This window comes from Mucilaginibacter flavidus (assembly GCF_024055575.1).
GTDB classification, from domain to species: Bacteria; Bacteroidota; Bacteroidia; order Sphingobacteriales; family Sphingobacteriaceae; genus Mucilaginibacter; species Mucilaginibacter flavidus.
Genome location: NZ_JAMXOE010000015.1, coordinates 58,115 through 78,173 on the forward strand (window position 1 = coordinate 58,115; position 20,059 = coordinate 78,173).

The 20,059-nt window shown below is 41.7% G+C and carries 23 protein-coding genes; 11 read left to right on the plus strand and 12 right to left on the minus strand.

What is annotated here, in order from left to right; all coding sequences use genetic code 11:
* The first annotated feature begins 112 nt into the window (after positions 1-112).
* Together NAF19_RS19965 and NAF19_RS19970 are read left to right on the plus strand one after the other, a co-directional pair.
* The gene (locus NAF19_RS19965; protein WP_252792104.1) at positions 113-1,132 is read left to right on the plus strand and encodes a sensor histidine kinase; all 1,020 of its coding nucleotides are present in this window, start codon (positions 113-115) and stop codon (positions 1,130-1,132) included.
* Positions 1,129-1,839, plus strand: coding sequence for a LytR/AlgR family response regulator transcription factor (locus NAF19_RS19970; protein WP_252792105.1), 711 nt, complete (start codon positions 1,129-1,131; stop codon positions 1,837-1,839). Before NAF19_RS19965 ends, NAF19_RS19970 begins: the two co-directional genes overlap by 4 nt.
* Before the next feature lie 58 nt (positions 1,840-1,897).
* Here the strand turns inward: NAF19_RS19970 and NAF19_RS19975 are convergent, their stop codons facing one another.
* On the minus strand, positions 1,898-4,339 hold the full coding sequence (locus tag NAF19_RS19975) for an ABC transporter permease (protein WP_252792106.1): 2,442 nt from the start codon (positions 4,337-4,339) through the stop codon (positions 1,898-1,900).
* A 199-nt stretch (positions 4,340-4,538) separates the two neighbouring features.
* Between NAF19_RS19975 and NAF19_RS19980 the strand changes: the two genes are divergently transcribed.
* On the plus strand, positions 4,539-4,976 hold the full coding sequence (locus NAF19_RS19980; protein WP_252792107.1) for a hypothetical protein: 438 nt from the start codon (positions 4,539-4,541) through the stop codon (positions 4,974-4,976).
* Positions 4,977-4,999: 23 nt separating this feature from the next.
* Here NAF19_RS19980 and NAF19_RS19985 read toward each other — a convergent pair whose 3' ends face one another.
* The 6 genes from NAF19_RS19985 to NAF19_RS20010 all read right to left on the minus strand — a co-directional run bounded on the left by NAF19_RS19985 (position 5,000) and on the right by NAF19_RS20010 (position 10,531).
* Entirely contained in the window at positions 5,000-5,449 is a 450-nt protein-coding gene (locus tag NAF19_RS19985; RefSeq protein ID WP_252792108.1) for a KTSC domain-containing protein, read from the minus strand.
* Positions 5,450-5,623: 174 nt separating this feature from the next.
* Positions 5,624-6,646 carry an asparaginase gene (locus tag NAF19_RS19990; RefSeq protein ID WP_252792109.1) on the minus strand — a complete coding sequence of 341 codons (1,023 nt, stop codon included), beginning with the start codon at positions 6,644-6,646 and terminating at the stop codon, positions 5,624-5,626.
* Between the two features lie 46 nt (positions 6,647-6,692).
* Positions 6,693-7,460: a TatD family hydrolase gene (locus NAF19_RS19995; protein ID WP_252792110.1), complete on the minus strand. Its 768-nt coding sequence runs from the start codon at positions 7,458-7,460 to the stop codon at positions 6,693-6,695.
* Positions 7,461-7,504: 44 nt separating this feature from the next.
* Positions 7,505-8,479, minus strand: coding sequence for an FKBP-type peptidyl-prolyl cis-trans isomerase (locus tag NAF19_RS20000; RefSeq protein ID WP_252792111.1), 975 nt, complete (start codon positions 8,477-8,479; stop codon positions 7,505-7,507).
* A gap of 51 nt (positions 8,480-8,530) precedes the next feature.
* Positions 8,531-9,514: an FKBP-type peptidyl-prolyl cis-trans isomerase gene (locus tag NAF19_RS20005; protein ID WP_252792112.1), complete on the minus strand. Its 984-nt coding sequence runs from the start codon at positions 9,512-9,514 to the stop codon at positions 8,531-8,533.
* Positions 9,515-9,520: 6 nt separating this feature from the next.
* Positions 9,521-10,531 (minus strand): DHH family phosphoesterase, encoded by a 1,011-nt coding sequence (locus NAF19_RS20010; protein ID WP_252792113.1) that lies wholly within the window; start codon positions 10,529-10,531, stop codon positions 9,521-9,523.
* A gap of 208 nt (positions 10,532-10,739) precedes the next feature.
* Here NAF19_RS20010 and NAF19_RS20015 point away from each other — a divergent pair, with 208 nt between their 5' ends.
* The gene (locus NAF19_RS20015; RefSeq protein ID WP_252792114.1) at positions 10,740-11,159 is read left to right on the plus strand and encodes a nucleoside-diphosphate kinase; all 420 of its coding nucleotides are present in this window, start codon (positions 10,740-10,742) and stop codon (positions 11,157-11,159) included.
* A gap of 140 nt (positions 11,160-11,299) precedes the next feature.
* Positions 11,300-11,497 (plus strand): hypothetical protein, encoded by a 198-nt coding sequence (locus tag NAF19_RS20020; protein WP_252792115.1) that lies wholly within the window; start codon positions 11,300-11,302, stop codon positions 11,495-11,497.
* Here NAF19_RS20020 and NAF19_RS20025 read toward each other — a convergent pair.
* Positions 11,484-11,774 carry a DciA family protein gene (locus NAF19_RS20025; RefSeq protein ID WP_252792116.1) on the minus strand — a complete coding sequence of 97 codons (291 nt, stop codon included), beginning with the start codon at positions 11,772-11,774 and terminating at the stop codon, positions 11,484-11,486. The two genes, NAF19_RS20020 and NAF19_RS20025, sit on opposite strands and share 14 nt — an antisense overlap.
* Positions 11,767-12,867, minus strand: coding sequence for a DNA replication/repair protein RecF (recF, locus tag NAF19_RS20030; protein WP_252792117.1), 1,101 nt, complete (start codon positions 12,865-12,867; stop codon positions 11,767-11,769). Before recF ends, NAF19_RS20025 begins: the two co-directional genes overlap by 8 nt.
* A 247-nt stretch (positions 12,868-13,114) precedes the next feature.
* Between recF and NAF19_RS20035 the strand changes: the two genes are divergently transcribed.
* From NAF19_RS20035 to NAF19_RS20060, 6 genes are all read left to right on the plus strand, one after another.
* Entirely contained in the window at positions 13,115-13,792 is a 678-nt protein-coding gene (locus NAF19_RS20035) for a tetratricopeptide repeat protein (protein ID WP_252792118.1), read from the plus strand.
* 136 nt (positions 13,793-13,928) lie between these two features.
* Positions 13,929-14,423: a 6,7-dimethyl-8-ribityllumazine synthase gene (ribH, locus tag NAF19_RS20040; protein WP_252792119.1), complete on the plus strand. Its 495-nt coding sequence runs from the start codon at positions 13,929-13,931 to the stop codon at positions 14,421-14,423.
* Positions 14,424-14,656: 233 nt separating this feature from the next.
* The gene (gene ytxJ, locus NAF19_RS20045) at positions 14,657-14,986 is read left to right on the plus strand and encodes a bacillithiol system redox-active protein YtxJ (RefSeq protein WP_252792120.1); all 330 of its coding nucleotides are present in this window, start codon (positions 14,657-14,659) and stop codon (positions 14,984-14,986) included.
* Positions 14,987-15,116: 130 nt separating this feature from the next.
* Positions 15,117-15,998 carry a lipoyl synthase gene (gene lipA / locus NAF19_RS20050; RefSeq protein ID WP_252792121.1) on the plus strand — a complete coding sequence of 294 codons (882 nt, stop codon included), beginning with the start codon at positions 15,117-15,119 and terminating at the stop codon, positions 15,996-15,998.
* Positions 15,999-16,022: 24 nt separating this feature from the next.
* Positions 16,023-16,574, plus strand: a complete 552-nt coding sequence (locus tag NAF19_RS20055; protein ID WP_252792122.1) for an RNA polymerase sigma factor — start codon at positions 16,023-16,025, stop codon at positions 16,572-16,574.
* Positions 16,575-16,585: 11 nt separating this feature from the next.
* Positions 16,586-17,413, plus strand: a complete 828-nt coding sequence (locus NAF19_RS20060) for an anti-sigma factor (RefSeq protein WP_252792123.1) — start codon at positions 16,586-16,588, stop codon at positions 17,411-17,413.
* Positions 17,414-17,782: 369 nt separating this feature from the next.
* On the opposite strand, the gene NAF19_RS20065 is transcribed toward NAF19_RS20060, so the two are convergent.
* The 3 genes from NAF19_RS20065 to NAF19_RS20075 form a co-directional block, all read right to left on the minus strand.
* Positions 17,783-19,288, minus strand: coding sequence for an NAD(P)H-hydrate dehydratase (locus NAF19_RS20065; protein ID WP_252792124.1), 1,506 nt, complete (start codon positions 19,286-19,288; stop codon positions 17,783-17,785).
* Positions 19,289-19,531: 243 nt separating this feature from the next.
* On the minus strand, positions 19,532-19,786 hold the full coding sequence (locus tag NAF19_RS20070) for a Txe/YoeB family addiction module toxin (protein WP_252792125.1): 255 nt from the start codon (positions 19,784-19,786) through the stop codon (positions 19,532-19,534).
* Complete coding sequence (locus NAF19_RS20075) at positions 19,783-20,037, minus strand: type II toxin-antitoxin system Phd/YefM family antitoxin (RefSeq protein ID WP_252792126.1); 255 nt, start codon at positions 20,035-20,037, stop codon at positions 19,783-19,785. Before NAF19_RS20075 ends, NAF19_RS20070 begins: the two co-directional genes overlap by 4 nt.
* Positions 20,038-20,059 lie beyond the last annotated feature (22 nt).

Here is a 20,059-nt window from a genome sequence, read left to right on the forward strand (position 1 = left end):
TGCCTTAAAACATCAACCGACCGCATTTACTTTATCCCTGCGTTTATTGAATATATAAGGTGAATTGTTGAAAACCCGGTGCCGTAACAAAAAACCTTTGTACATTTAAAATATGAAATTTCTGAGTACCGGGGCAACGCTGAAACAGCTTCAATGGCTGATTTGGATTGCCGTTTTGTTAATTATATTTTTCTCGTACCTGCCCGAAGATGGTCTTTACCAGGCCGGCGCATGGTCGGTTTTTATAGTTGTGTTTAACGCCATTATTATTTATGGCAACATCAAATTCCTTTTCCCGCGATTTTATGAAACCGGACGAAAGACAACCTACGTTATACTCGCTATAATTTTTGTAGTGTCGGTAGGCCTGGCAAGGGGTTTCCTGATGACATTTCTTTATAATAAATATTTTGCGGTAAAGCCCGAGACCATAACAAAAGGCACCATTTTCAACTTTATGATAGCAGGCTTCTTAACCTACCTGCTTAGCTTTATCTTCAGGATTGCCATTGCCTATTTTGCATTAAAACAGCAATCAGAAAAAATACTGGCGCAAAAAAGCCAGGCCGAACTTAACTTACTAAAAAGCCAGGTACAGCCGCACTTCCTGTTCAATACCCTGAATAATATTTACTATGAGGCTTACCGTGAGGCGCCACGTACAGCAAAACTTATTGAACGACTTTCAGATATAATGCGATATTTTGTTGATGAAAGCCCGAAGGAAGAGGTCTCTCTATCAACAGAAGTTCAGTTTTTGGAGAATTATATTGCGCTCGAAAAAATCCGTATCCGCCACGAAATCGAGCTAAATTTTATTAAAGATTGCAACGCCGATTTACGAATACCGCCCATGCTGTTCATGACTTTTGTGGAGAATATTTTTAAACATGGGATTGATAAATCGAGCAGCAAAAATAAGATAGATATTTCGCTGGTACAGAAGGATGGTTACCTGCTTTTTGAAACCCGCAACCAGGTACACGAAAAACCGGGCACCAATGAACCAAATGGGTTCGGTATCGAAAACTTGCGCAAACGACTTACGCTTCTTTACGGCACAAATTTCGAGCTGAATATCAATAGCCCCGGCAATTATTTTAATGCCTTTTTAAAAGTACCCGTAGCATGAATTTAAGCTGCATAATTATTGACGATGAGCCCAATGCAGTAAACCTGCTGGAGATTTTAATAGGCCAAAACACCAAATGGCAGTTATTAGGCAAGTGTTATGATGCACTGGAAGCAATTGCATTTTTAAAAGAAAACAAGCCCGATTTTATTTTCCTGGATATCAACATGCCCCAATTAAGTGGCATGGAACTGGCGGGGCTATTATCAAAAGATACCAAAATAGTATTCACCACGGCTTATTCTGAATATGCTGCCGAAAGCTACACCTTTCAAACCATCGATTACCTGCTAAAGCCTATTACGCTTAAACGTTTTTTAGAGGCGATGCACAAAATTGAAGGTTATTTTACTTTCCATGCGGCAAGCCACAGCACACAACCAGCGGGTGGCAGCGAATACTTTTTTGTGAAGTCGGGCAAGGTGCTGCGGAAGATATTAATGGAGGATATACAATATTTTGAGGGCGAAAAGGAATATGTACGACTGGTAACCCCTAACGAACAATTGCTTATTTACCGGCGCTTAAAAGAGATCGAAGAACAATTAAACCCGCCGTTTGTAAGGGTGCATAATTCCTACATTGTAAATACCAAGCAAATCATAAAGATACAGGACAACCACATTTATATAGCCGCCAAGCAAATACCCATCAGCGAAAAGTTTAAGGATAAATTTATGGGGGTGATAAGCCAGCGAATTTTTTGATTACACCGATTGGAGAATGATTACACCGATTTCACTGATTATAATTTCATTCTAAACATTATTCTGCCCTTAAGCTATTTATCGGGTTTGCCATTGCCGCCTTAATGGTTTTAAAAGCAATAGTTGAAAGCCCGGTTATTAACCCGGCTGCTAACGCTACGGCAAACATCCACCAGCTAATGGTTATACGGTAAGGGAAATCTTTCAGCCAGTCGTTCATTAAATACCATGCAAGTGGCAATGCAATTAAGTTGGCTATCAATAACAATTTAAAATACTGTTTGGCAAATAAGCTAACTATGCCAGCAACGCTTGCTCCAATTACTTTGCGGATACCGATTTCTTTTTCTTTTTGTGCTACCGAATAGGTTATCAGCCCTAATAACCCTAAACAGGAAATAAATATAGCTATAACAGCGAATGAGCCCATCATTTGCTGCTGGCGGGCATCCTGGTCGTAATCCGATTGAAAAATCCCATTTAAAAACCCGAAAGAAAAGGGGGTATCGGGGTTTAACTCTTTCCATTGCTTCTCAGCAAATGCTACTACGTCTTTAACATGCCGGGCGTCTACTTTGGCAACAATTGTGGTGCACCTTAACGGGTTTACATTCATAATTGCGCAAGGGCCTATGGCGGCATGTAGCGAAAAATAGTGGTAGTTTTTTATTACGCCTGCTATCTTATATTTATAAGTAATGCCGTTATGCAGGTGCGATACAAATTTGCCCGGTGCGGTATTAGCGTCGAAACCCAGGAGCTTTGCGGCTTCTTCGTTAAGCAGCACTTCTTTGCCAAAGTCATGCAGCTCCATATCCTCCTGCATATTGGTATTGGTAAATGCCTGCGGACTGAAATTACTGCCCGATACCAATTTTAGCCCAAGCGTATTTACATAGTTCTCATCGGCAAAATCAAAAAAAACTATTTGTTTATCATTTATAGTTTTATCGGAAGCATACAGGTTCATATCGCCCGATACCAGCGGCGCTGTCGCCGCAGTTACTGATTTAAAATTAGGGTTGCTTTTGAGCTGATTTACCAGCAAGGCGCTATTGCGCTGGGCCTGGTCGCCGTTAAGATTTAGTACCAATTGCTGTGCCTGGTCGAAACCAGGTTTTGAGTTGATCATAAAATGCAGCTGACTCCATATTACCACAGTAGCAAATACAAGGCAGGTTGAAATAATAAACTGCGATACAATAAGCACTTTACGTATGCCGAACATGCCCGATGAGTCGGCAACCTTACCCTTTAAAACCTTAACCGGTTTAAATGCCGACAGGTAAAACGCCGGATACAAACCTGCCGCCAGCCCGGTTGCCAGCGCGATTAGTACGAGCCATAAAATTAAGCTGCTGTTTTCTTCCGCGAAAAATGAAAGGGCCTGGTTAGTAAGGTTGTTAAAGACAGGCAAGGCTAAAAATGCCAGCCCAACCGAAATAATCAGCGCGCAAGTACTAATGGCAATTGTCTCTATCAAAAACTGGTAGCGGATGGAGCCTTTGCCTGCACCCATTACCCGGCGCACACCGACCTCGCGGGCACGGCTTATGGCCTGCGCGGTTGTCAAATTCATATAGTTGATACAACCCAGCAACAAAATAATTAGTGCGATAGAGCCTAAAAGGTACAGGTATTTGATATTGCCCTGTTTATAAGCCAAATAATCCTGAAACTCGCCTGAGTGCAAATGAATATCGTTAAGCGATTGTAGTCCGTTGGTGATATAATCATTATGCGCCTTCATTTCGGCACCAGCATGGCGCTTTAAATACGCGTTCAGCTTTACGGTTAGGGCCTGCGGGTCAGTACCATGCCGCACCTTTACGTAAGTGTAAAAATTATCGTTTACCACCCAGCTTTCATTATTAGCCATCAGGTCGCGGATATGGTCGCTGTTGTTCGAGGCGAAGAAATCTGCTTTTATGTGGTTCAAAAAATCCTCTTTAAAAACACCGGTAATGGTATAAGTGGTAAGCCCGGCCTTTAATGTTTTGCCAATGGGCGATACGTTTTTGAAAAGCTTGGTCGCCAATGATTGCGAAAGCACTATGGTATTCGGCGCCGCGAAAGCTGTTTTACGGTCGCCCTGTGCAAAATGATAGGACAACACATCAAAAAATTGCGGGTCGACCCAATAGCCGGAGTCTTGTACGTATGGTGTAGCGCTTCCCGCTCCCTGAACCTGAATGATAACCGAACCGTTGGTAGGGTCCATCCGGGTTACCTGCTCAATTTCGGGAATCTCGCTTTTTAAATATTTGGCATAGGGAAGGCCAACTGTAGGCGCTTTGCTATCGCCTTTAAAGGTGGATGTTACGCGGTAAATATCGTCGCGGTTATCAAAGCCTTTGTCAAAGCTCAACTCGTGCTGCCAGTACAAAAACACCAAAGCACAGCAGGTTAAACCTATTGCCAGGCTAAAAACATTGATGGCGGTGGTGGTTTTCCGTTTCCAAAGGTTACGGGCAGCGAGTTTTAAGTAGCTTTTGAACATGAGCTTTGGGTTAAGGGTATATTCAAAAATAGGTTGATATAGAATAGGTTGTATAAGAGTGTAGTCGGTTTAACAAAATTTAACGAAGCCGGTTTAAATTGTTATTTTTATCTTGATGACGGATAAGCCTTTAAGCAAAGAAACATTAGAAGAAAGCCTCAATCAAATAACGGGTAATTTGTTAAAAATCGCGCGGAATATGACATGGAATAATATCGCTGATAATTGCCTATTTATTCTGTCGGAATATGGCGGCGCATCCGGGGCTTCGGCCAGAAAATTGGCCAATGATAAAAAAGAGCCAAAAACATTAGTTGAATTAATGCCTGATTTGTTGGAATTATATGACAAGGTTTATGCGTTTGACTTTTTTATATATAAATCGTCAAAAAATCAAACCATTATTGAAATTGAATATACCTCGAAATGGCCTGATATTGCCCAGTCTATGACACCGTCGCTTCATGCTAAAGTGTCCATCCCTTTTTATGCTACCGAGGTGTATACTTCCGAAACCAAAAGAAAATTCGACATAAATTGGCAGCAAAATAATTGGCGACACAAATGGAATATGTTTTGGGCCAGGCTGAGGTTCAAAGTTTTTATATTAAACCGGCAGATCAGAAACAGGAAATAAAAATATCAAAACTCGAGTCCGGCCTACGCAGTCGCCACCAACTTACTTACGCTTCTGTAAACAAACTCATTAAAAATATGCCTGCGAGCAAATCTCCCCGGTGAATCGGCATTTACAAGCTTGCGGTAAACCTCTTTTGGCACGTCAAAGTATTCGTATGCATTGCCGTCTAAAAAGTAAACGGTTAATACTTGTTGCTTATACTCAAAATCGGCAATGTTTGATGTGGTAGTGGTTATGGTATAGTCGGCAAACGTCTGGCTGCGGGTTTCGGGCGCTATGCTTACCAAAAAGTGGTATGCTTCAATTATGGTTTTGCTTTTTTCTTCGGCTTCCAGCTTTAAGGCTTCGTTATCATTAAACTTATCCGGGTGCCAGGTTTTCATCAGGCCGCGGTAAACCGTTTTCAATTCCTGCAATTCGGCAGCTTCATTCACATTCAACAGTTTCCTGTAATCGACAATCTTTTTCATAATGCGTAATCTTTAACTTATTGTCGTTGAATTGGAAGGCCTGCGGCGATTTTCAAGAAAATAATTTTGCAAAGGTACGTTTTATAAGGCAGAAAAAATTGAAAAGTTTACTTATGGAAGTCTGTGGTACATGCTACGAGCCGAAACATTCTGTCTATACAACAATCGCGGGAATTAACTAACCGTTATCTCGCCCCTCATATCCATCTCTAAATGCTCTTTTACATCCTGCGGGTTTTTAAATTGCCCTAACAGGTACATCATCTTGGTAACAGCCGATTCATAGGTCATATCATAACCGTTGGCCACACCAATATCTTTCAGTTGCTTGCTGGTTTCGTATCGACCAAGCTCAACCGTGCCAACTTTACATTGCGATATATCCAGTATAACTTTACCGCTATCAATAGCTTGTTTTAACAGGTCAACAAACCAATCGTCGGTGGTGGTATTGCCCGCGCCGAACGTCTCCATTACTATGCCGCGAACGTCGGCGCCCAGAATTGTTTCCACTACCTTGGGGCTGATGCCGGGGTACAACTTCAGCACCGCCACATCGCTCACCAGGTTTTTATGCACCTTCAGGGTTTCACCGTCTTTGGGGTGCCTTATATCGTTAGCGCTAAAGCGTAGGTGCACCCCCGACTCGGCCAGTATTGGGTAATTTGGTGAACGAAATGCCTCGAACTTTGACGAATTATATTTAAACGAGCGATTGCCCCGGAATAATTTATAATCAAAATAGATACAAACCTCTGGTACACGGGCGCGGTCGTTCTTTTTTGCTTTGGCAATTTCAATAGATGTCATCAGGTTTTCCTTTGCATCCGTGCGTATTGCACTTATAGGCAATTGTGAGCCTGTAAATATCACCGGCTTGCCTAATCCCTCAAGCATAAAGCTCAATACCGATGCTGAAAAGGCCATCGTATCTGAGCCGTGCAGGATCACAAAGCCATCAACATCGTTGTAATTTGACTCAATAAGGCTTGCGAGTTCGCTCCAAATGGCGGGGTTCATGTTCGATGAATCAATAATCTGCTCAAACGAATGCACCTTAATTTTGCAGTTAAGCTTTTCAAGCTCGGGCACATTATCCATTATCTGCTCAAAATTGATCGGTCTGAGCACCTTAGTCTGCGGGTCGCTCATCATACCAATTGTCCCTCCGGTATAAATGATCAATATTTGACTCATGTGTATATAGGTTCTGTAAAAAATAAAGCTATTAAAAAATAATTGTTCATACGCCAAATACCTTCTTTGAATTTTCAGTGGTTGTTGTAGCCACGGTTTCAAGATCGGTTTGATGCAGGTCGGCTACCTTTTGGGCAACATAAATTAAGTACGAGCTTTCATTAGGTTTGCCCCGATACGGCACGGGCGTAAGGTACGGAGAATCTGTTTCTAAAACTATATGCTTTAGGTCAACTTGTTCTACTACTTTATCTAACCCCGAATTTTTATAGGTAACAACCCCGCCAATGCCAAGGTAGAAGCCCAAAGCAACAACCTGTTCCGCCTGTTCCACTGTTCCGGTGAAACAATGGAATATGCCGCGCAAATCTTCACCCTGCTCTTGTTGTAAAACTTCAAAAACCTGGTCGAATGCGTCGCGACAGTGGATAACGATAGGGAGTTTTAGCGATTTTGCCCAGGCAATTTGTTTTCTAAACGCCTGTATTTGTATATCCAGGGTGGTTTTATCCCAGTATAAATCGATGCCGATTTCGCCGATAGCGTATATTTTATGCTGATTGTGGAACGATTTTATTTCGTCAAGTTCCTGCTCCCAACCAGCTTTCACATCGCATGGGTGCAAACCCAGCATCGGGAAACACATATCAGGGTAAGCTTCTGTAAGTGCATACACCTTTGGTACAGATGTAGCGTCGACATTTGGCAGAAACAAACGATGTATACTGTTTTCCCTGCAACGCTGTATCAACCCATCCCGTTTAGTGTTATCGGTTTCGTAGTATAGGTGGGTATGCGTATCGGTAAGTAACATGGTGCAAAAATAGAAAAGCCTCCCGGGTATCAGGAGGCTTTTACTTAATTTTTCTTTGTAGCGACTTCCTTTTTTAGCCCGGTTGTCTTACCCGGTGTTTTTTTCGCGGGCGCTTTTGTTACTGCAGGCGTCTTTTTAGCAGGTTTAACTTTTACCAGTTCCAAATCAAACACTAATGTGCTGAATGGTTTAATTTCGCCCGAGCCCTGTGCCCCGTATGCAAGGTTTGACGGGATAACAAATGTTGCCTTTGAGCCTTCATTTAATAAAAGTAAGCCTTCGTTCCAACCTGTAATAACGGAATGTTCAGTACCGGCTAAGCCTACATAAACAACTAAAGGCTCATAAGTACGGCCAGGTTGCTGTAAGCCTGCTTGCTTGGCCACTGCTTCGATACTACTGTCGAACACTTTATCGTCCAGGCTACGGCCGGCATAATTTACCAGTACAGTATCGCCATTCTGAGGTTTTATGCCGGTTCCTTGTTTGGTAATTACATATTTTAAACCGCTGGCTGTTGTTTGCAGGGTTAACTTATGATCGGCAATATATTTATTGGCGCCATCCGTTTCGGCCTGTTTTATTTCGGCCATAAATACATCCATTGATTGCGCCTTTTGAATTTTAATAAAAAACTTCAGGAAGCTTCCTTTCGGAAAAAATGGCGGACGGCTTTCTTCGTGACCTTTAAATAACGAGTCGGTAGGTACCTTCACCAACACACTGTCGTTAACTGCCAATAACGGGAAAACCTCCATCAAATCAGCTAAATTTTGCGAGGGCTGTATCCTTGCCTGACCGGGGCGACCGCTTACATAAGTACTATAAAGCACCGAGTCTTTGTCGGTTTTTTGAATGTACTGAAACGTAATAATGTCACCCTCTTTTACCTTATCGCCCGGAGCGTGAGTAAAAATCTGGTACAACGCCCCTTTAGGCGTGTGCTGTAAGGCGGCATCCTGTGCTTTGGCGCCAATGGTTAGTGCTAAAGCAAAAACAAATAAAATATACTTCATCATAAATTAAAAAAGCCCTCCTGTTAAAAACAGGAAGGCGCTATTATATTAAAATTATTTTCTAACCGGCTGCTGCGCTGGGTTAACCACCGGCGGCGGCAATTGCACCGGCTTTGGCGCATTAGGGTTTGGGTGGATAATGTCAACCACCTCGATATCAAACACCAACGGCGTAAACGGCTGCACGCTTTGGTATCCTTGTTCGCCATAAGCCAGGTTCGAAGGGATGATCAGTGTAACTTTAGTTCCTTTGTTGAATAACTTAAAGGCTTCGCCAAATCCAGGGATCATACCCGGAGCGCCCGGTACAAAGTTCATTGGTTTGTATGGGTTCATCGGGTTAATTGGCAGCTTCAGTTTCACAGCGTTTCCTTTCACGTTTGTGTCAAAACCTTTACCGTCAACAAAAGTACCTGTGTAGTAAATAGAAACACTATCGCCGGGAGCTGGCAGAGGGCCTGTTCCCTGTTTAGTAATTTCGTAGTTTAAGCCCGATGGGGTTGTGGTAACTTTAAGTTTTTTATCAGCAATATATTTTTTGATCGCAATAGGTTCTCTGGCCTTAATTTTGTCCTCAATTCCTTTCACATACTCTTGTGATTTGGTTTGGAAAACAGCGTCGGTTTGATTGCCTTTAGCAATTACTTTATCAACCTTTATTACGTATACAATGTATTTGCCTTTTAACTGTTTTGGCCTTGGCTTTCCTTTAACAAGCGAATCGATATTCTGCCTGATAACTACGCTATCGCCTTCGCTAAGGAAAGTAAACACTTCCATAATATTTCCTTTGCCGGCTTCTACCTTAGGCATATTCAATATTTGCGGAAAGCCTTTTTCATACGAACTCTGCATAACCGAGTCGGCATCGTTTTTTATTGAAAAGTTAAACGAAACAAAATCGCCTTCTTTTATGCTCGGGCCACCTTTATCGTCGGCTATTGAATATTCTGTGCCGCCGCCCAGTTTTTTAAAGCCACCATTACAGCTTGCTAATCCAATTGCAGCAAGCGCTAAAAACATCAGTCTTTTTTTCATTTTTTCTTATTGTATTAACAGTTTTTTATATTCGGGTAAAATTGATTTAAATTGATTTACAACCTGTTCAAGGCTGCCGGTTGAAGCGCCACCCGCTGCATTGCGATGGCCGCCACCATTAAAATATTTTTTACAGATGTCATTGGCCGGAAACTCCCCTTTTGAACGCAACGAAAGTTTCACCTTATCGGTGCGCTCAACTATAAATGCCGCCAACTTAATACCGGTAATTGAAAGTGCATAGTTAACTATTCCTTCGGTATCCCCGGTAATTACTTCATATTTTTCCAGATCCTCTTTCGTAGCCGTTATAATAGCTGTATTAAATTCATGCAGCACTTCCAGCTTCTCCGACAAACAGATACCCAGAAAACGTAAACGGTTTTCTGACGAATTATTGTAAACCTGGTCGTAAATATGCCAGTTTACAGCGCCGGCGTCAATCAAATCGGCAATTATGCGGTGCACTGCCGAGGTGGTATTTGGCAGCGAGAACGATTTTGAATCCGTCATGATACCCGTATACAAACAGGTAGCCACATCTTTATTAACCAGCTTTTTATTATTAAGCTCTTCGGTTATGAAAGTGTAAATCAGTTGCGCGGTTGCACAGGCATTGATATCCCAGTAGCGGTAATCATCAAAATCCTGTGGCTCCAGGTGATGGTCAATCATTACTTTAACCGCATTGCTTTCACCAACAAGTTCACCCATCTCGTTAATACGGTTAAGCGAATTAAAGTCGAGGCAAAATATAATATCAGCCGCAGCAATTAAATCAGCCGATTCTTTTTCATTTTCAGTGAAAATAATAACCTCGCCATTGCCGGGCAGCCAGAACAAAAATTCGGGGTAATCGGTAGGGGTAATAACCTTAACGTGGTGCCCCTGCTGTATTAAATAATTATATAAACCAAGCGACGAGCCCATAGCATCACCATCAGGCTTGTGATGAGTAGTAATTACTATTTTTTGTGGCTGCGCTAAAAGTTTTATAAGCGAGGCTGTATCTAACATCAATTTTCAAAAAAGAATTGCAAAGTTAAATAAATAAATCAAATACAGCTATGTTATTTAATGTTAAAGGCTTTACGGTTCAATTGTAAAAAGCTACTTTTGCGGGAAAATTAGCGCAGTTCATAGTTGATGGTTCATGGTTCATAGTAAAACCCATATTCCTGAAGCTGCTATCAACCATGAACCATTAACTATGAACTAAAAATATATGAGTAACAATAAAACTTTTACAATGATTAAGCCCGACGCTGTTGCAAACGGCCATATCGGTGCAATTTTAGACCAGATTATAAAGGCGGGCTTTAAAATTAATGCGATGAAATACATTGCATTAACAGAAAAAACAGCCGGGAAATTTTACGAAGTACACAAAGAGCGCCCATTTTATGGTGAACTGGTGAACTTTATGTCATCAGGGCCAATTGTGGCTGCTATTTTGGAGAAAGATAACGCTGTGGATGATTTCCGCAAGCTTATTGGCGCTACCGATCCTTCAAAAGCAGAAGAAGGAACAATCCGCCAACGTTTTGCAGAATCAATTGGTGCAAATGCCGTCCATGGTTCCGACTCTTCAGAAAATGCGGAGATAGAAGGCAGCTTCTTCTTTTCGGCTTTCGAAAAATTTTAAATATTAGTTAACAGGGTGTTTTATTAATAAAAAAACACCCTGTTATTTTGTTTTTCTAAAAAGAAGTAAGTATTTTTATAAAGGTTTGAGAAATTACGATTTCGCATGCCCCCTTTTAATTGTAAACTGAAACAAAAATTATGCGATTACTGCTTAAATATATCCTGTATTTGCTACTTATAATTGTTTTGGTGTCGGGTACTATTTTACTTTATCGTACGCACCCCGAAGCCCAGTTAGCTTTTATACTTCCCGGCCTGTTTATCCTTGCTTTTTCGAGGATGAGCGACGACTTAAACTTCAGGTCGTTTTTCCCACGGTGGACTAGAGGAAAATAATCTCCTCAATCAATATTGCTTTTGCTTCTTCGTTTATCTTTTCAATTATCTGCGTACGCATCATCATCAGTTCGTTTTTAATTACTGACGACTCAACCCGCAGGAATAATTTTTTATTATTGATAAATAACTCTTTGGTGCGGTTAGCAACCGGCTTACCAACCAGTTCGGGCCAGTGCGCAATAACAGAGGTTTCGTCAAACTTCCGCTTAATCTTATAAACATTAAGCATTTGCTCAATAGCATCTTTTAACGATTTGTCGTTTGCTTTACGCATCAATCTCTCCTCCCTTTACTTTAAACAGCGTGATGGCCACACCTATATTATCAAATATCCCGCGCACGCGGCTTTCGCTGGTATCTGTTATAAATACCTGGCCAAAATCATGGTTCGATATCATTTGCATTAATTTGGTGACCCTTGAGTCGTCAAGTTTGTCAAAAATATCATCAAGCAATAATATTGGCTTAAATTTATTCTGCCGATCTAAAAAACTGTATTGCGCGAGCTTAAGCGCTATCAAAAACGATTTTTGCTGCCCCTGCGAGCCAAACTTTTTCATCGGCATGCCGTGGATGGAAAAAACCAGGTCATCCTTATGGATACCGGCGTTGGTACGCTCCAGCATCCTGTCCTTTTCCATGTTTTTCTTCAGCAAACCTGCAAAATCATTCAGCAGCAACTGTGAATCATACACCATTTCCACCTGCTCGGCGTCGTCGCTTAAAAAACTATAATGCTTGTTAAATATGCTGGTGAAAGCCTCCATAAATAATTTGCGCTTTTCAAAAATGCGGTTGCCTGAAGCCGTTAGCTGTTCATCAATAATTTCAAGTAATGCCGGGTCGTAACGGCCGGTATCGGCAATTTGCTTCAGTAGCGCATTGCGATTGGCCAATACCTTATTATATACCAGCAATTCATCAAGGTATGAGTTATCGGTTTGTGATATCACATTATCGATAAACTTACGCCGTTCATCACTGCCTTCAATTATAATGCTGATATCATATGGCGATACCATTACCAGGGGCAGCAGGCCTATGTGGTCGGCAAGGCGCTGGTAGTCTTTCTTGTTCCGTTTAAATTGCTTTTTTTGGTTCTTCTTTACCGAGCAGGCAATATTTTCGGCTTTACCGTCGCGGTCAAAATTTCCGGTAACGATAAAAAAATCCGTTCCCTGTTTTATTTGTTGGCTGTCGATGGGGTTAAAATAGCTTTTGCACAATGCCAGGTAATAAATGGCATCAAGTAAATTGGTTTTGCCGGCGCCATTGTTGCCGGTAAAAACGTTAACGCCCTCGCTAAAGGTTAAGCCCGCCTCTGCGTAATTTTTAAAATTGATAACCGATAGCTGCTTCAGATACATAAGGAGGTGTAAAGTTAGTGATTAGAGGTTAGAGATTGGAGATTAGTTTAAAAATGCGGATTGCGGAGGGCTGAATGCGGAATGATTTTACAAATAAACACGTTGAATATCAGCCATTATTTAACAATATGTCCTGCCTAATCTCTAATTAACCAACCTCCAATCTCTAACATTAAATAATAAATTTAAAAGCTATTGATAAAAATTTTGAAAACTGTATTTTTGCAAACTTAATTTTAGAAAAGAAATGTCAAAAACCCAGGTGAATACCAAGCCGGTAGCGCAAGAGAAGAATGCAGGGCAGGCCGGTAACTTTTTCCGCGAGAACCAAAAAAGCGTAATTTTTATAGTAGGCGCCATTTTCGCCATGGTTGTTATATATATAGCTTATCAAAAACTTTATATCGCACCGCTTGAAGTTAAAGCTGCCAACCAGATGCACGTTGCACAGGATTTTTGGGCTAAAAAAGACTGGGACAAAGCTATTAAAGGCGATGCAGGGTACCCTGGCTTTCAAAAAATAATTGACGATTACGGCAATACCAAGTCAGCAAACCTGGCCTACTTTTATTTAGGCACTGCTTATTTAAACAAAGGTGAATTTCAAAAAGCTATTGACAACCTGGTTAACTACCGAGGTAACGATAGCATGGTTGCTGCTGAAGCATTTGGCGGCACCGCAGATGCTTATGTTGAACTAAAAGATTACGACAAAGCTGTAACTTACTTTAAAAAAGCGGCCGACAAAGCAAGTAATAAATTTTTGACTCCGCTTTACCTGAAAAAATTAGGCCTGGTTTACGAAACACAAAACGATAACCAGTCGGCTGACGAAACTTACAAAAAAATAAAAAGCGACTACCCCGAAAGCCCCGAAGCTCAGAATATTGATGAGCTGATAGCGCGCACCGAGGCTAAGCTTTAAAAATATTTCGGAAGTCGGATTTTCGATTTCGGAATTGATATTTTGGATTAATTCTCTGATTTACCATTCCGCAATCGACATTCCGACTTTCGCATTTAAATAAATCCGACATCGAACATCCGAAATCCGAATTAAAATGTCTTCTCAGCTAAAAAACTTATCTGATTTTTCTGAAACCGAAATTCCGTCGGCGGCCCCATTTAGCTTCGGCATTGTTGTAGCTGAATGGAACGCAGGCATTACCAATGCATTGTACAAAGGTGCTTACGAAAGCCTGCTTGAGCATGGCGCTTTGGCCGAAAAAATTTTCACCTACACGGTTCCTGGCAGCTTTGAATTAACATCAGGAGCTGATTTTTTATTAAAAAATAGTAAATTAGATGCCGTAATATGCCTTGGCTGTGTTATACAAGGCGAGACAAGGCATTTCGATTTTATTTGCAACGCAGTGGCTAACGGCTTAACCAATGTTGCTATTAAATACTCAAAACCTGTTATATTTGGCGTGTTAACCACTGATAACCAACAGCAGGCAACTGACAGGGCTGGTGGTAAACATGGAAATAAAGGTATTGAAGGTGCTGTAACTGCCATAAAAATGGCGTACCTTGCTGAAACTTTAAACAGTTAATTTCGTATAAAAACCCTGACGGATTAAAACATGAAGAAAGTAATTTACATCGCTATCATCGCTTTAGTATTAGGCAGCATGGCTTCATGCTCCAACAAACTGTGCCCTGCATACGGTTCATACCCAAAAAGCGGGCGTTAACAGTTAAATGTCATTTTTTATCAATTGCGCCAAACCGGAACATGCTTTGCGTTGTTTTGCGTTTAATAGGCATTCATTCCTATAAATATTTTATGAACTGGACATCGCTGGAATCGGCTGAGCAAATTAATGCTATAAAACATCAGGAAGGGTATAGTGTGATTTTTAAACATAGCACCCGTTGCTCCATCAGTATGATGGTTAAAAAACGTTTCGAACTGGATTGGGACAAGCTCCCCGGTAATTTACCCCTCTATTTTCTCGATCTGATAAAGCACCGCGACTTATCGAACCAAATAGCATCCGATTTTATCGTTCATCACGAGTCGCCCCAGATGCTGGTGATAAAAGACGGCGAATGTGTGCTTGATCTGTCGCATGGGGAAGTTTCTGTTGAGGAAGCTCTTTCAGTGATTGGTTAATTAGAATTTAGAGATTAGTTAAAGCTGCTGCTTATCCTGCCGCCGGCCGAATGTTTCAAAACTGTAAAAACTAATCTCTAATCTCCGGCCTCTAATCTCTAATCACAACTTTTTACATACTTTTGTATCCATGATTGAATTGCCGGTAGTTGCTGCTGTTAGCCAAACCCAACGCAAGCCTGATTGGCTTAGGGTTAAGCTTCCTATTGGAAAAGAATATGCCCATGTGCGCGGATTAGTTGATGAGCACAAACTGCACACCATTTGCGAAAGCGGTAATTGCCCAAACATGGGCGAGTGCTGGGGTGCTGGTACTGCCACCTTTATGATACTGGGCAATATTTGTACCCGCTCATGTTCGTTTTGTGCCGTTGCTACCGGCCGACCGTTGGCTGTTGATACCGACGAGCCGAACCGAGTAGCCAATTCGGTTAAATTAATGCAGGTTAAGCATTGTGTAATTACCTCTGTCGACCGTGACGATTTAAAGGATGGCGGTTCCATTATTTGGGCCGAAACCATTAACGCCATACGCAGGGAAAGCCCCGGAACAACGCTGGAGACTTTACTGCCAGATTTCAGGGGCATCTGGGACAATCTTGGGCGCGTGCTTGAAACCCGCCCCGAAGTGGTATCACATAACCTTGAAACCGTTAGGCGCTTAACGCGCGAAGTGCGCATACAAGCAAAATACGACCGAAGCCTTGAATGTTTAAAACATATTTCGCAGGCTGGCTTACGTACCAAATCGGGTATTATGCTGGGGCTTGGTGAAACCGAAGATGACGTTTTCGAGGCGATGGATGATTTGCTGGCGGCCGGCGTACAGATACTTACCCTGGGGCAATATTTACAACCAACACGCAACCATCACCCTGTAATTGACTGGATACATCCCGACCAGTTCGACCGGTTGAAACAATTTGGGCTTGATAAGGGTTTTAGGTATGTAGAAAGCGGACCGCTGGTTCGTTCGTCATATCATGCAGAAAAACATCTGTTTGAAATCTAAAAATTCTTATTAACTTCAGCCCAATTGAGCAGGAAACGAAAAATATCGCTATCGGAAGAAGAATTAGTGCTTGCGCTAAGGAACCGGGAAAAGATTGCAATAGAAGCGCTTTACGACATGTATTCCTCCTCGTTGTATGGTATCATATCGCGCATAATAATTGATATCCCAACAGCAGAAGATGTATTGCAGGAAACGTTCGTAAAAATCTGGAATTCGTTTGCGAGTTACAGTACTGAAAAAGGCCGCCTGTTTACCTGGATGGTTAATATTGCCCGCAATTTGGCGATAGATAAAATACGGTCGAAAGATTTTAAGAACCAAAACAAAAACCAGGAGCTTGAAAATAACGTAACTTTCATAGACGAACAAAGAAACACAGTTTACAACCCTGAGCTACTGGGCATTAAAGAATTGGTGGAAACACTAAAGCCCGAGCAAAAGTCGATTCTCGACCTTGTTTACTTTAAAGGATACACACATGTGGAAGCCGCCGATGAACTTGGCGTGCCACTTGGTACCATTAAAACAAGGCTTAGAATGGCCATAATACAGCTCAGAAAACATTTTAATTGAACAGGCGGAAAGTGGAAGATATTAAAGCATATATAGAATCGGGCATTTTGGAACTTTATGTTTTGGGTGATATTACCCACGACGAAAAGTTGCAGGTGGAGGCTATGGCTGCAAAACATCCGGCAATAAAATCCGAGTTGGATGAAATTGAGCGGTCGATGGAACAATATGCAGAACATAATGCGGTTGAGCCAAACGAACAATTACGGGGAAGAATATTAAACAGCTTACTTACCAACCTCGGCGACGACAGCACGTTTAATAAGGCCGAAGACTTTAGAGATAATGTAGTAACGCTACCAGTAGCACAACCAACAAATTTTTACAAATACGCATTTGCGGCATGCCTTGCTTTATTAATTGCAAGCGGTGTAGCATTAATGAACTTATATAATAAGCTGCAGCAATCAAACACCCAATTAGCGGTGCTGCAGGCCGATAAGCAACATTTCGCCAACAGGGTAAATTTTGTTGAGAACGAGCTTGGCGTACTGCGCGATACTACCTTTAGGTTTTTGAAATTAAAAGCGACCCCTAAGGCCCCTGCGGGTGCTTCTATTACGATTGCATGGAGCAAAGAAAGGCACAAGGTGATGGTTGATATGGCCAATGTAAAAATGCCTGTGAACGATAAGGAGCACCAATACCAGCTATGGGCACTTGTTGGCGGCAAGCCTGTCGACCTGGGCGTATTTGACGCCAATCCCGATTCGACAGATATGAAGGAGATGAAAACCATTGCGGCGGTAAAAACCGATGCTTTTGCAGTGACCCTCGAACCACGCGGCGGCAGCATAAACCCCACCATGGACCAAATGATGGTGCTCGGGAAGTTTTAGGGCTAGTTGATTGAGTTTGATTTAGTTAAATTGGGATTACCTGTTTAGCCATATTCGCTCCGATAGTCGATAACTTAATCAACCCAATCCAACTTAATCAACTATTCAACTTTTTTTTATTTTCCTAAAACAACTTTAAAACCAGCTTGTTACTAAGCTAATTTTATATTGTTAAGATAACAAGAATTAATTTTTAGTTGTTTTTGTAACTAAACAAATTGGTAAAACGTCTTATAGGTATAAAATTGGAGCTTGACTTTGTATTAGTATAGTCAAAGAACGGGTTCACAATTTCCCCATTGAGTATTTTGTTCTTTATAAGATCAGTTAATAGTTAGGAACGGTTGTACGATACTTACAACCGTTTTTTTATGCCATTAACTTTGCCATGGTAGCAGGCAGGCGCGCTGCCAATTGTGCGGGCATAACCACATTTAACCTGTTTGGCCGCGAAAGTTCATCACCAGCCTTTCCGTGTATATAAGCACCTATAATGCAGGCTTCTTCCGGGGTGTATTTCTGGGCCAGTAACGAGGTAATTATCCCCGTAAGTACGTCACCCATGCCGCCGGTAGCCATCGCCGGGTTACTGGTTGTGTTAAAGTATACCATTCCCTGCGGGGTTATGGTTATGGTATAATCGTTTTTCAATAATATATATATATTGTGCTCCCGGGCTTTTTCTAAACCGGTTTGGATACGAGACCACCAGTTGCCGTGTTCTCCAAAAAGCCTGTCGAACTCTTTCATATGGGGAGTCAGGATACTGTTTTCGGGTAATTCTGCCCAGAGTTCTTTGTTTGCTGCTAGTAAGTTAAGCGCATCGGCATCAACTACAATTGGTTTTTCGTAATTGGCTAATACATCTGCCAGTAGCCCCATCGCATCATCCTGTTTACCTAAGCCCGGGCCAATCCCTATCGAACTGAATTTATCCCATTCAATAGCCGGCACTTCGCCGCCGCTGCGTATCACGGCCATTAATTCGGGCATGTAAGTATTCAAAGCCGTTAGTCCGCTTTTTGGAACACACGCTGTGGTTAACCCGGCCCCGGCATAAGCACACGCAGCAGCACTTAATAATGCTGCACCCATGGTTTCTTCTTTTCCGGCTATAATTAAAGCATGTCCGTATGTGCCTTTATTACTAAAACGATGGCGGGGCTTCAATAGTCCCCGTATATCTTTTTCTTCAACCGCCTGGTAGGACGAGTTTAACGAACGAACAAACTTTTCATCAATACCGATATTAACTGCTTCCCAGCAATCAATATACGGCGCCGAGTCGGGTAACAGGAAATTGATTTTTGGCTGTTGAAAGGTAATTACCAGGTCGGCCTTTAACACGATAGCATCGGCAGGCATTTCCCCTTCCGAAAAAAAACCAGTAGGTACATCTACCGAAACTACGGTTGATTTTAAATTATTGATATAGTTAACCAGCCTTTTATAGTCGCCCTCAAGCGGTTTATTTAGCCCAGTGCCAAGTAAGGCATCTATAATGATCGGGCTATTTTCTTCGGGCAAACTCTCGCCAGGTTTTACTTCCTTTAAGGGGATACCGGTTTGTTGTAGTCTTTTAAAGTTCGTATTAAAATCATCCGATGCTTTATCTGAAAACCTGGCGACTACGACGTTGATGTTTTTATATTGATGCTCGCTAAGCATGCGCGCTATGGCCAATCCGTCGCCGCCATTGTTGCCGGTACCGCAGTAAACAGTAATGGCCTTTTTCTTCTCCTGGAAATGATTGCAAAACCAGCCCACAAATGCTTTGGAGGCGCGTTCCATTAAATCAACCGAGCTTATCGGCTCGTTGGCTATAGTATAAGCATCAGCTTCGCGAATTTGGGATGAAATTAACAATGGTAACATATAAGCTAAAGTTACGATTGTTTGGTTTTGTTTGGAGAGAATAGATTTACTTATTTGCTATCGGACTCGTCCCGTGAAAGGAAGATGGCGTTCTTTTTAGAAATTGCGATTTGAAATGAGACGTTATTTCATCCAGCTTTTCTGCAGATATAGAAGCGTTAACGTTGATGTACTTTTTTAATGTGTCGTACATAAATTATTAAACTATTTCGTATCGTAGCGGGCAGAAGCGTTCATAAATCCCTAATAATGATACCTGCATTGCAAAATGACAATAGATTTTTCGTCGATTTTGTATACTAATCTATGTTCCAGGTTTATTCGCCGTGACCACCATCCGGCGAGGTTGTGCTTCAACGGCTCCGGTTTACCGCTCCCCTCAAATGGCATTCGCTCAATTTCTTTCAGCAGCGAATTGATTTTCTTTAAGGTAGCTTTATCAGTGGTTTGCCAATACAAATAATCTTCCCAGCCTTGGTCAAGAAACACTATTTTCATTCTTCAATAAGGCTTCTTTCCTTACCTAAACCCAGGTCGTAATCTTCAATACCCTTTAGCAATCGAGCCGCGTTGGCTGGACTTTTAAGCAGGTAAAAAGTTTCTTCCATGCTTTCGTAATCCGACTTCGATAGCACAACAACGTCCTCGCCGTTAGCACTTGTGACATACAACGGGGCGTGGTTATTCCGCACATTGTCAAGATAGGACTTCAATTTCTGCCTGAAGCTTGTATACGTTGTTACCTGCATTATTAAAAATTTTTAATAAAGA

What these genes read in the sequence shown, in the direction of transcription:
- ribH (WP_252792119.1), top strand. Translation starts at nt 13,929, where the DNA reads ATGTCTTCTCAGCTAAAAAACTTATCTGATTTTTCTGAAACCGAAATT.
- lipA (WP_252792121.1), top strand. Translation starts at nt 15,117, where the DNA reads ATGATTGAATTGCCGGTAGTTGCTGCTGTTAGCCAAACCCAACGCAAG.
- NAF19_RS20015 (WP_252792114.1), top strand. Translation starts at nt 10,740, where the DNA reads ATGAGTAACAATAAAACTTTTACAATGATTAAGCCCGACGCTGTTGCA.
- NAF19_RS20005 (WP_252792112.1), bottom strand. Translation starts at nt 9,514, where the DNA reads ATGAAAAAAAGACTGATGTTTTTAGCGCTTGCTGCAATTGGATTAGCA.
- NAF19_RS20035 (WP_252792118.1), top strand. Translation starts at nt 13,115, where the DNA reads ATGTCAAAAACCCAGGTGAATACCAAGCCGGTAGCGCAAGAGAAGAAT.
- NAF19_RS20020 (WP_252792115.1), top strand. Translation starts at nt 11,300, where the DNA reads ATGCGATTACTGCTTAAATATATCCTGTATTTGCTACTTATAATTGTT.
- NAF19_RS19995 (WP_252792110.1), bottom strand. Translation starts at nt 7,460, where the DNA reads ATGTTACTTACCGATACGCATACCCACCTATACTACGAAACCGATAAC.
- NAF19_RS19990 (WP_252792109.1), bottom strand. Translation starts at nt 6,646, where the DNA reads ATGAGTCAAATATTGATCATTTATACCGGAGGGACAATTGGTATGATG.
- NAF19_RS19980 (WP_252792107.1), top strand. Translation starts at nt 4,539, where the DNA reads ATGACATGGAATAATATCGCTGATAATTGCCTATTTATTCTGTCGGAA.
- NAF19_RS19970 (WP_252792105.1), top strand. Translation starts at nt 1,129, where the DNA reads ATGAATTTAAGCTGCATAATTATTGACGATGAGCCCAATGCAGTAAAC.
- NAF19_RS19965 (WP_252792104.1), top strand. Translation starts at nt 113, where the DNA reads ATGAAATTTCTGAGTACCGGGGCAACGCTGAAACAGCTTCAATGGCTG.
- ytxJ (WP_252792120.1), top strand. Translation starts at nt 14,657, where the DNA reads ATGAACTGGACATCGCTGGAATCGGCTGAGCAAATTAATGCTATAAAA.
- NAF19_RS20070 (WP_252792125.1), bottom strand. Translation starts at nt 19,786, where the DNA reads ATGAAAATAGTGTTTCTTGACCAAGGCTGGGAAGATTATTTGTATTGG.
- NAF19_RS19985 (WP_252792108.1), bottom strand. Translation starts at nt 5,449, where the DNA reads ATGAAAAAGATTGTCGATTACAGGAAACTGTTGAATGTGAATGAAGCT.
- recF (WP_252792117.1), bottom strand. Translation starts at nt 12,867, where the DNA reads ATGTATCTGAAGCAGCTATCGGTTATCAATTTTAAAAATTACGCAGAG.
- NAF19_RS20065 (WP_252792124.1), bottom strand. Translation starts at nt 19,288, where the DNA reads ATGTTACCATTGTTAATTTCATCCCAAATTCGCGAAGCTGATGCTTAT.
- NAF19_RS20010 (WP_252792113.1), bottom strand. Translation starts at nt 10,531, where the DNA reads ATGTTAGATACAGCCTCGCTTATAAAACTTTTAGCGCAGCCACAAAAA.
- NAF19_RS19975 (WP_252792106.1), bottom strand. Translation starts at nt 4,339, where the DNA reads ATGTTCAAAAGCTACTTAAAACTCGCTGCCCGTAACCTTTGGAAACGG.
- NAF19_RS20000 (WP_252792111.1), bottom strand. Translation starts at nt 8,479, where the DNA reads ATGATGAAGTATATTTTATTTGTTTTTGCTTTAGCACTAACCATTGGC.
- NAF19_RS20075 (WP_252792126.1), bottom strand. Translation starts at nt 20,037, where the DNA reads ATGCAGGTAACAACGTATACAAGCTTCAGGCAGAAATTGAAGTCCTAT.
- NAF19_RS20025 (WP_252792116.1), bottom strand. Translation starts at nt 11,774, where the DNA reads ATGCGTAAAGCAAACGACAAATCGTTAAAAGATGCTATTGAGCAAATG.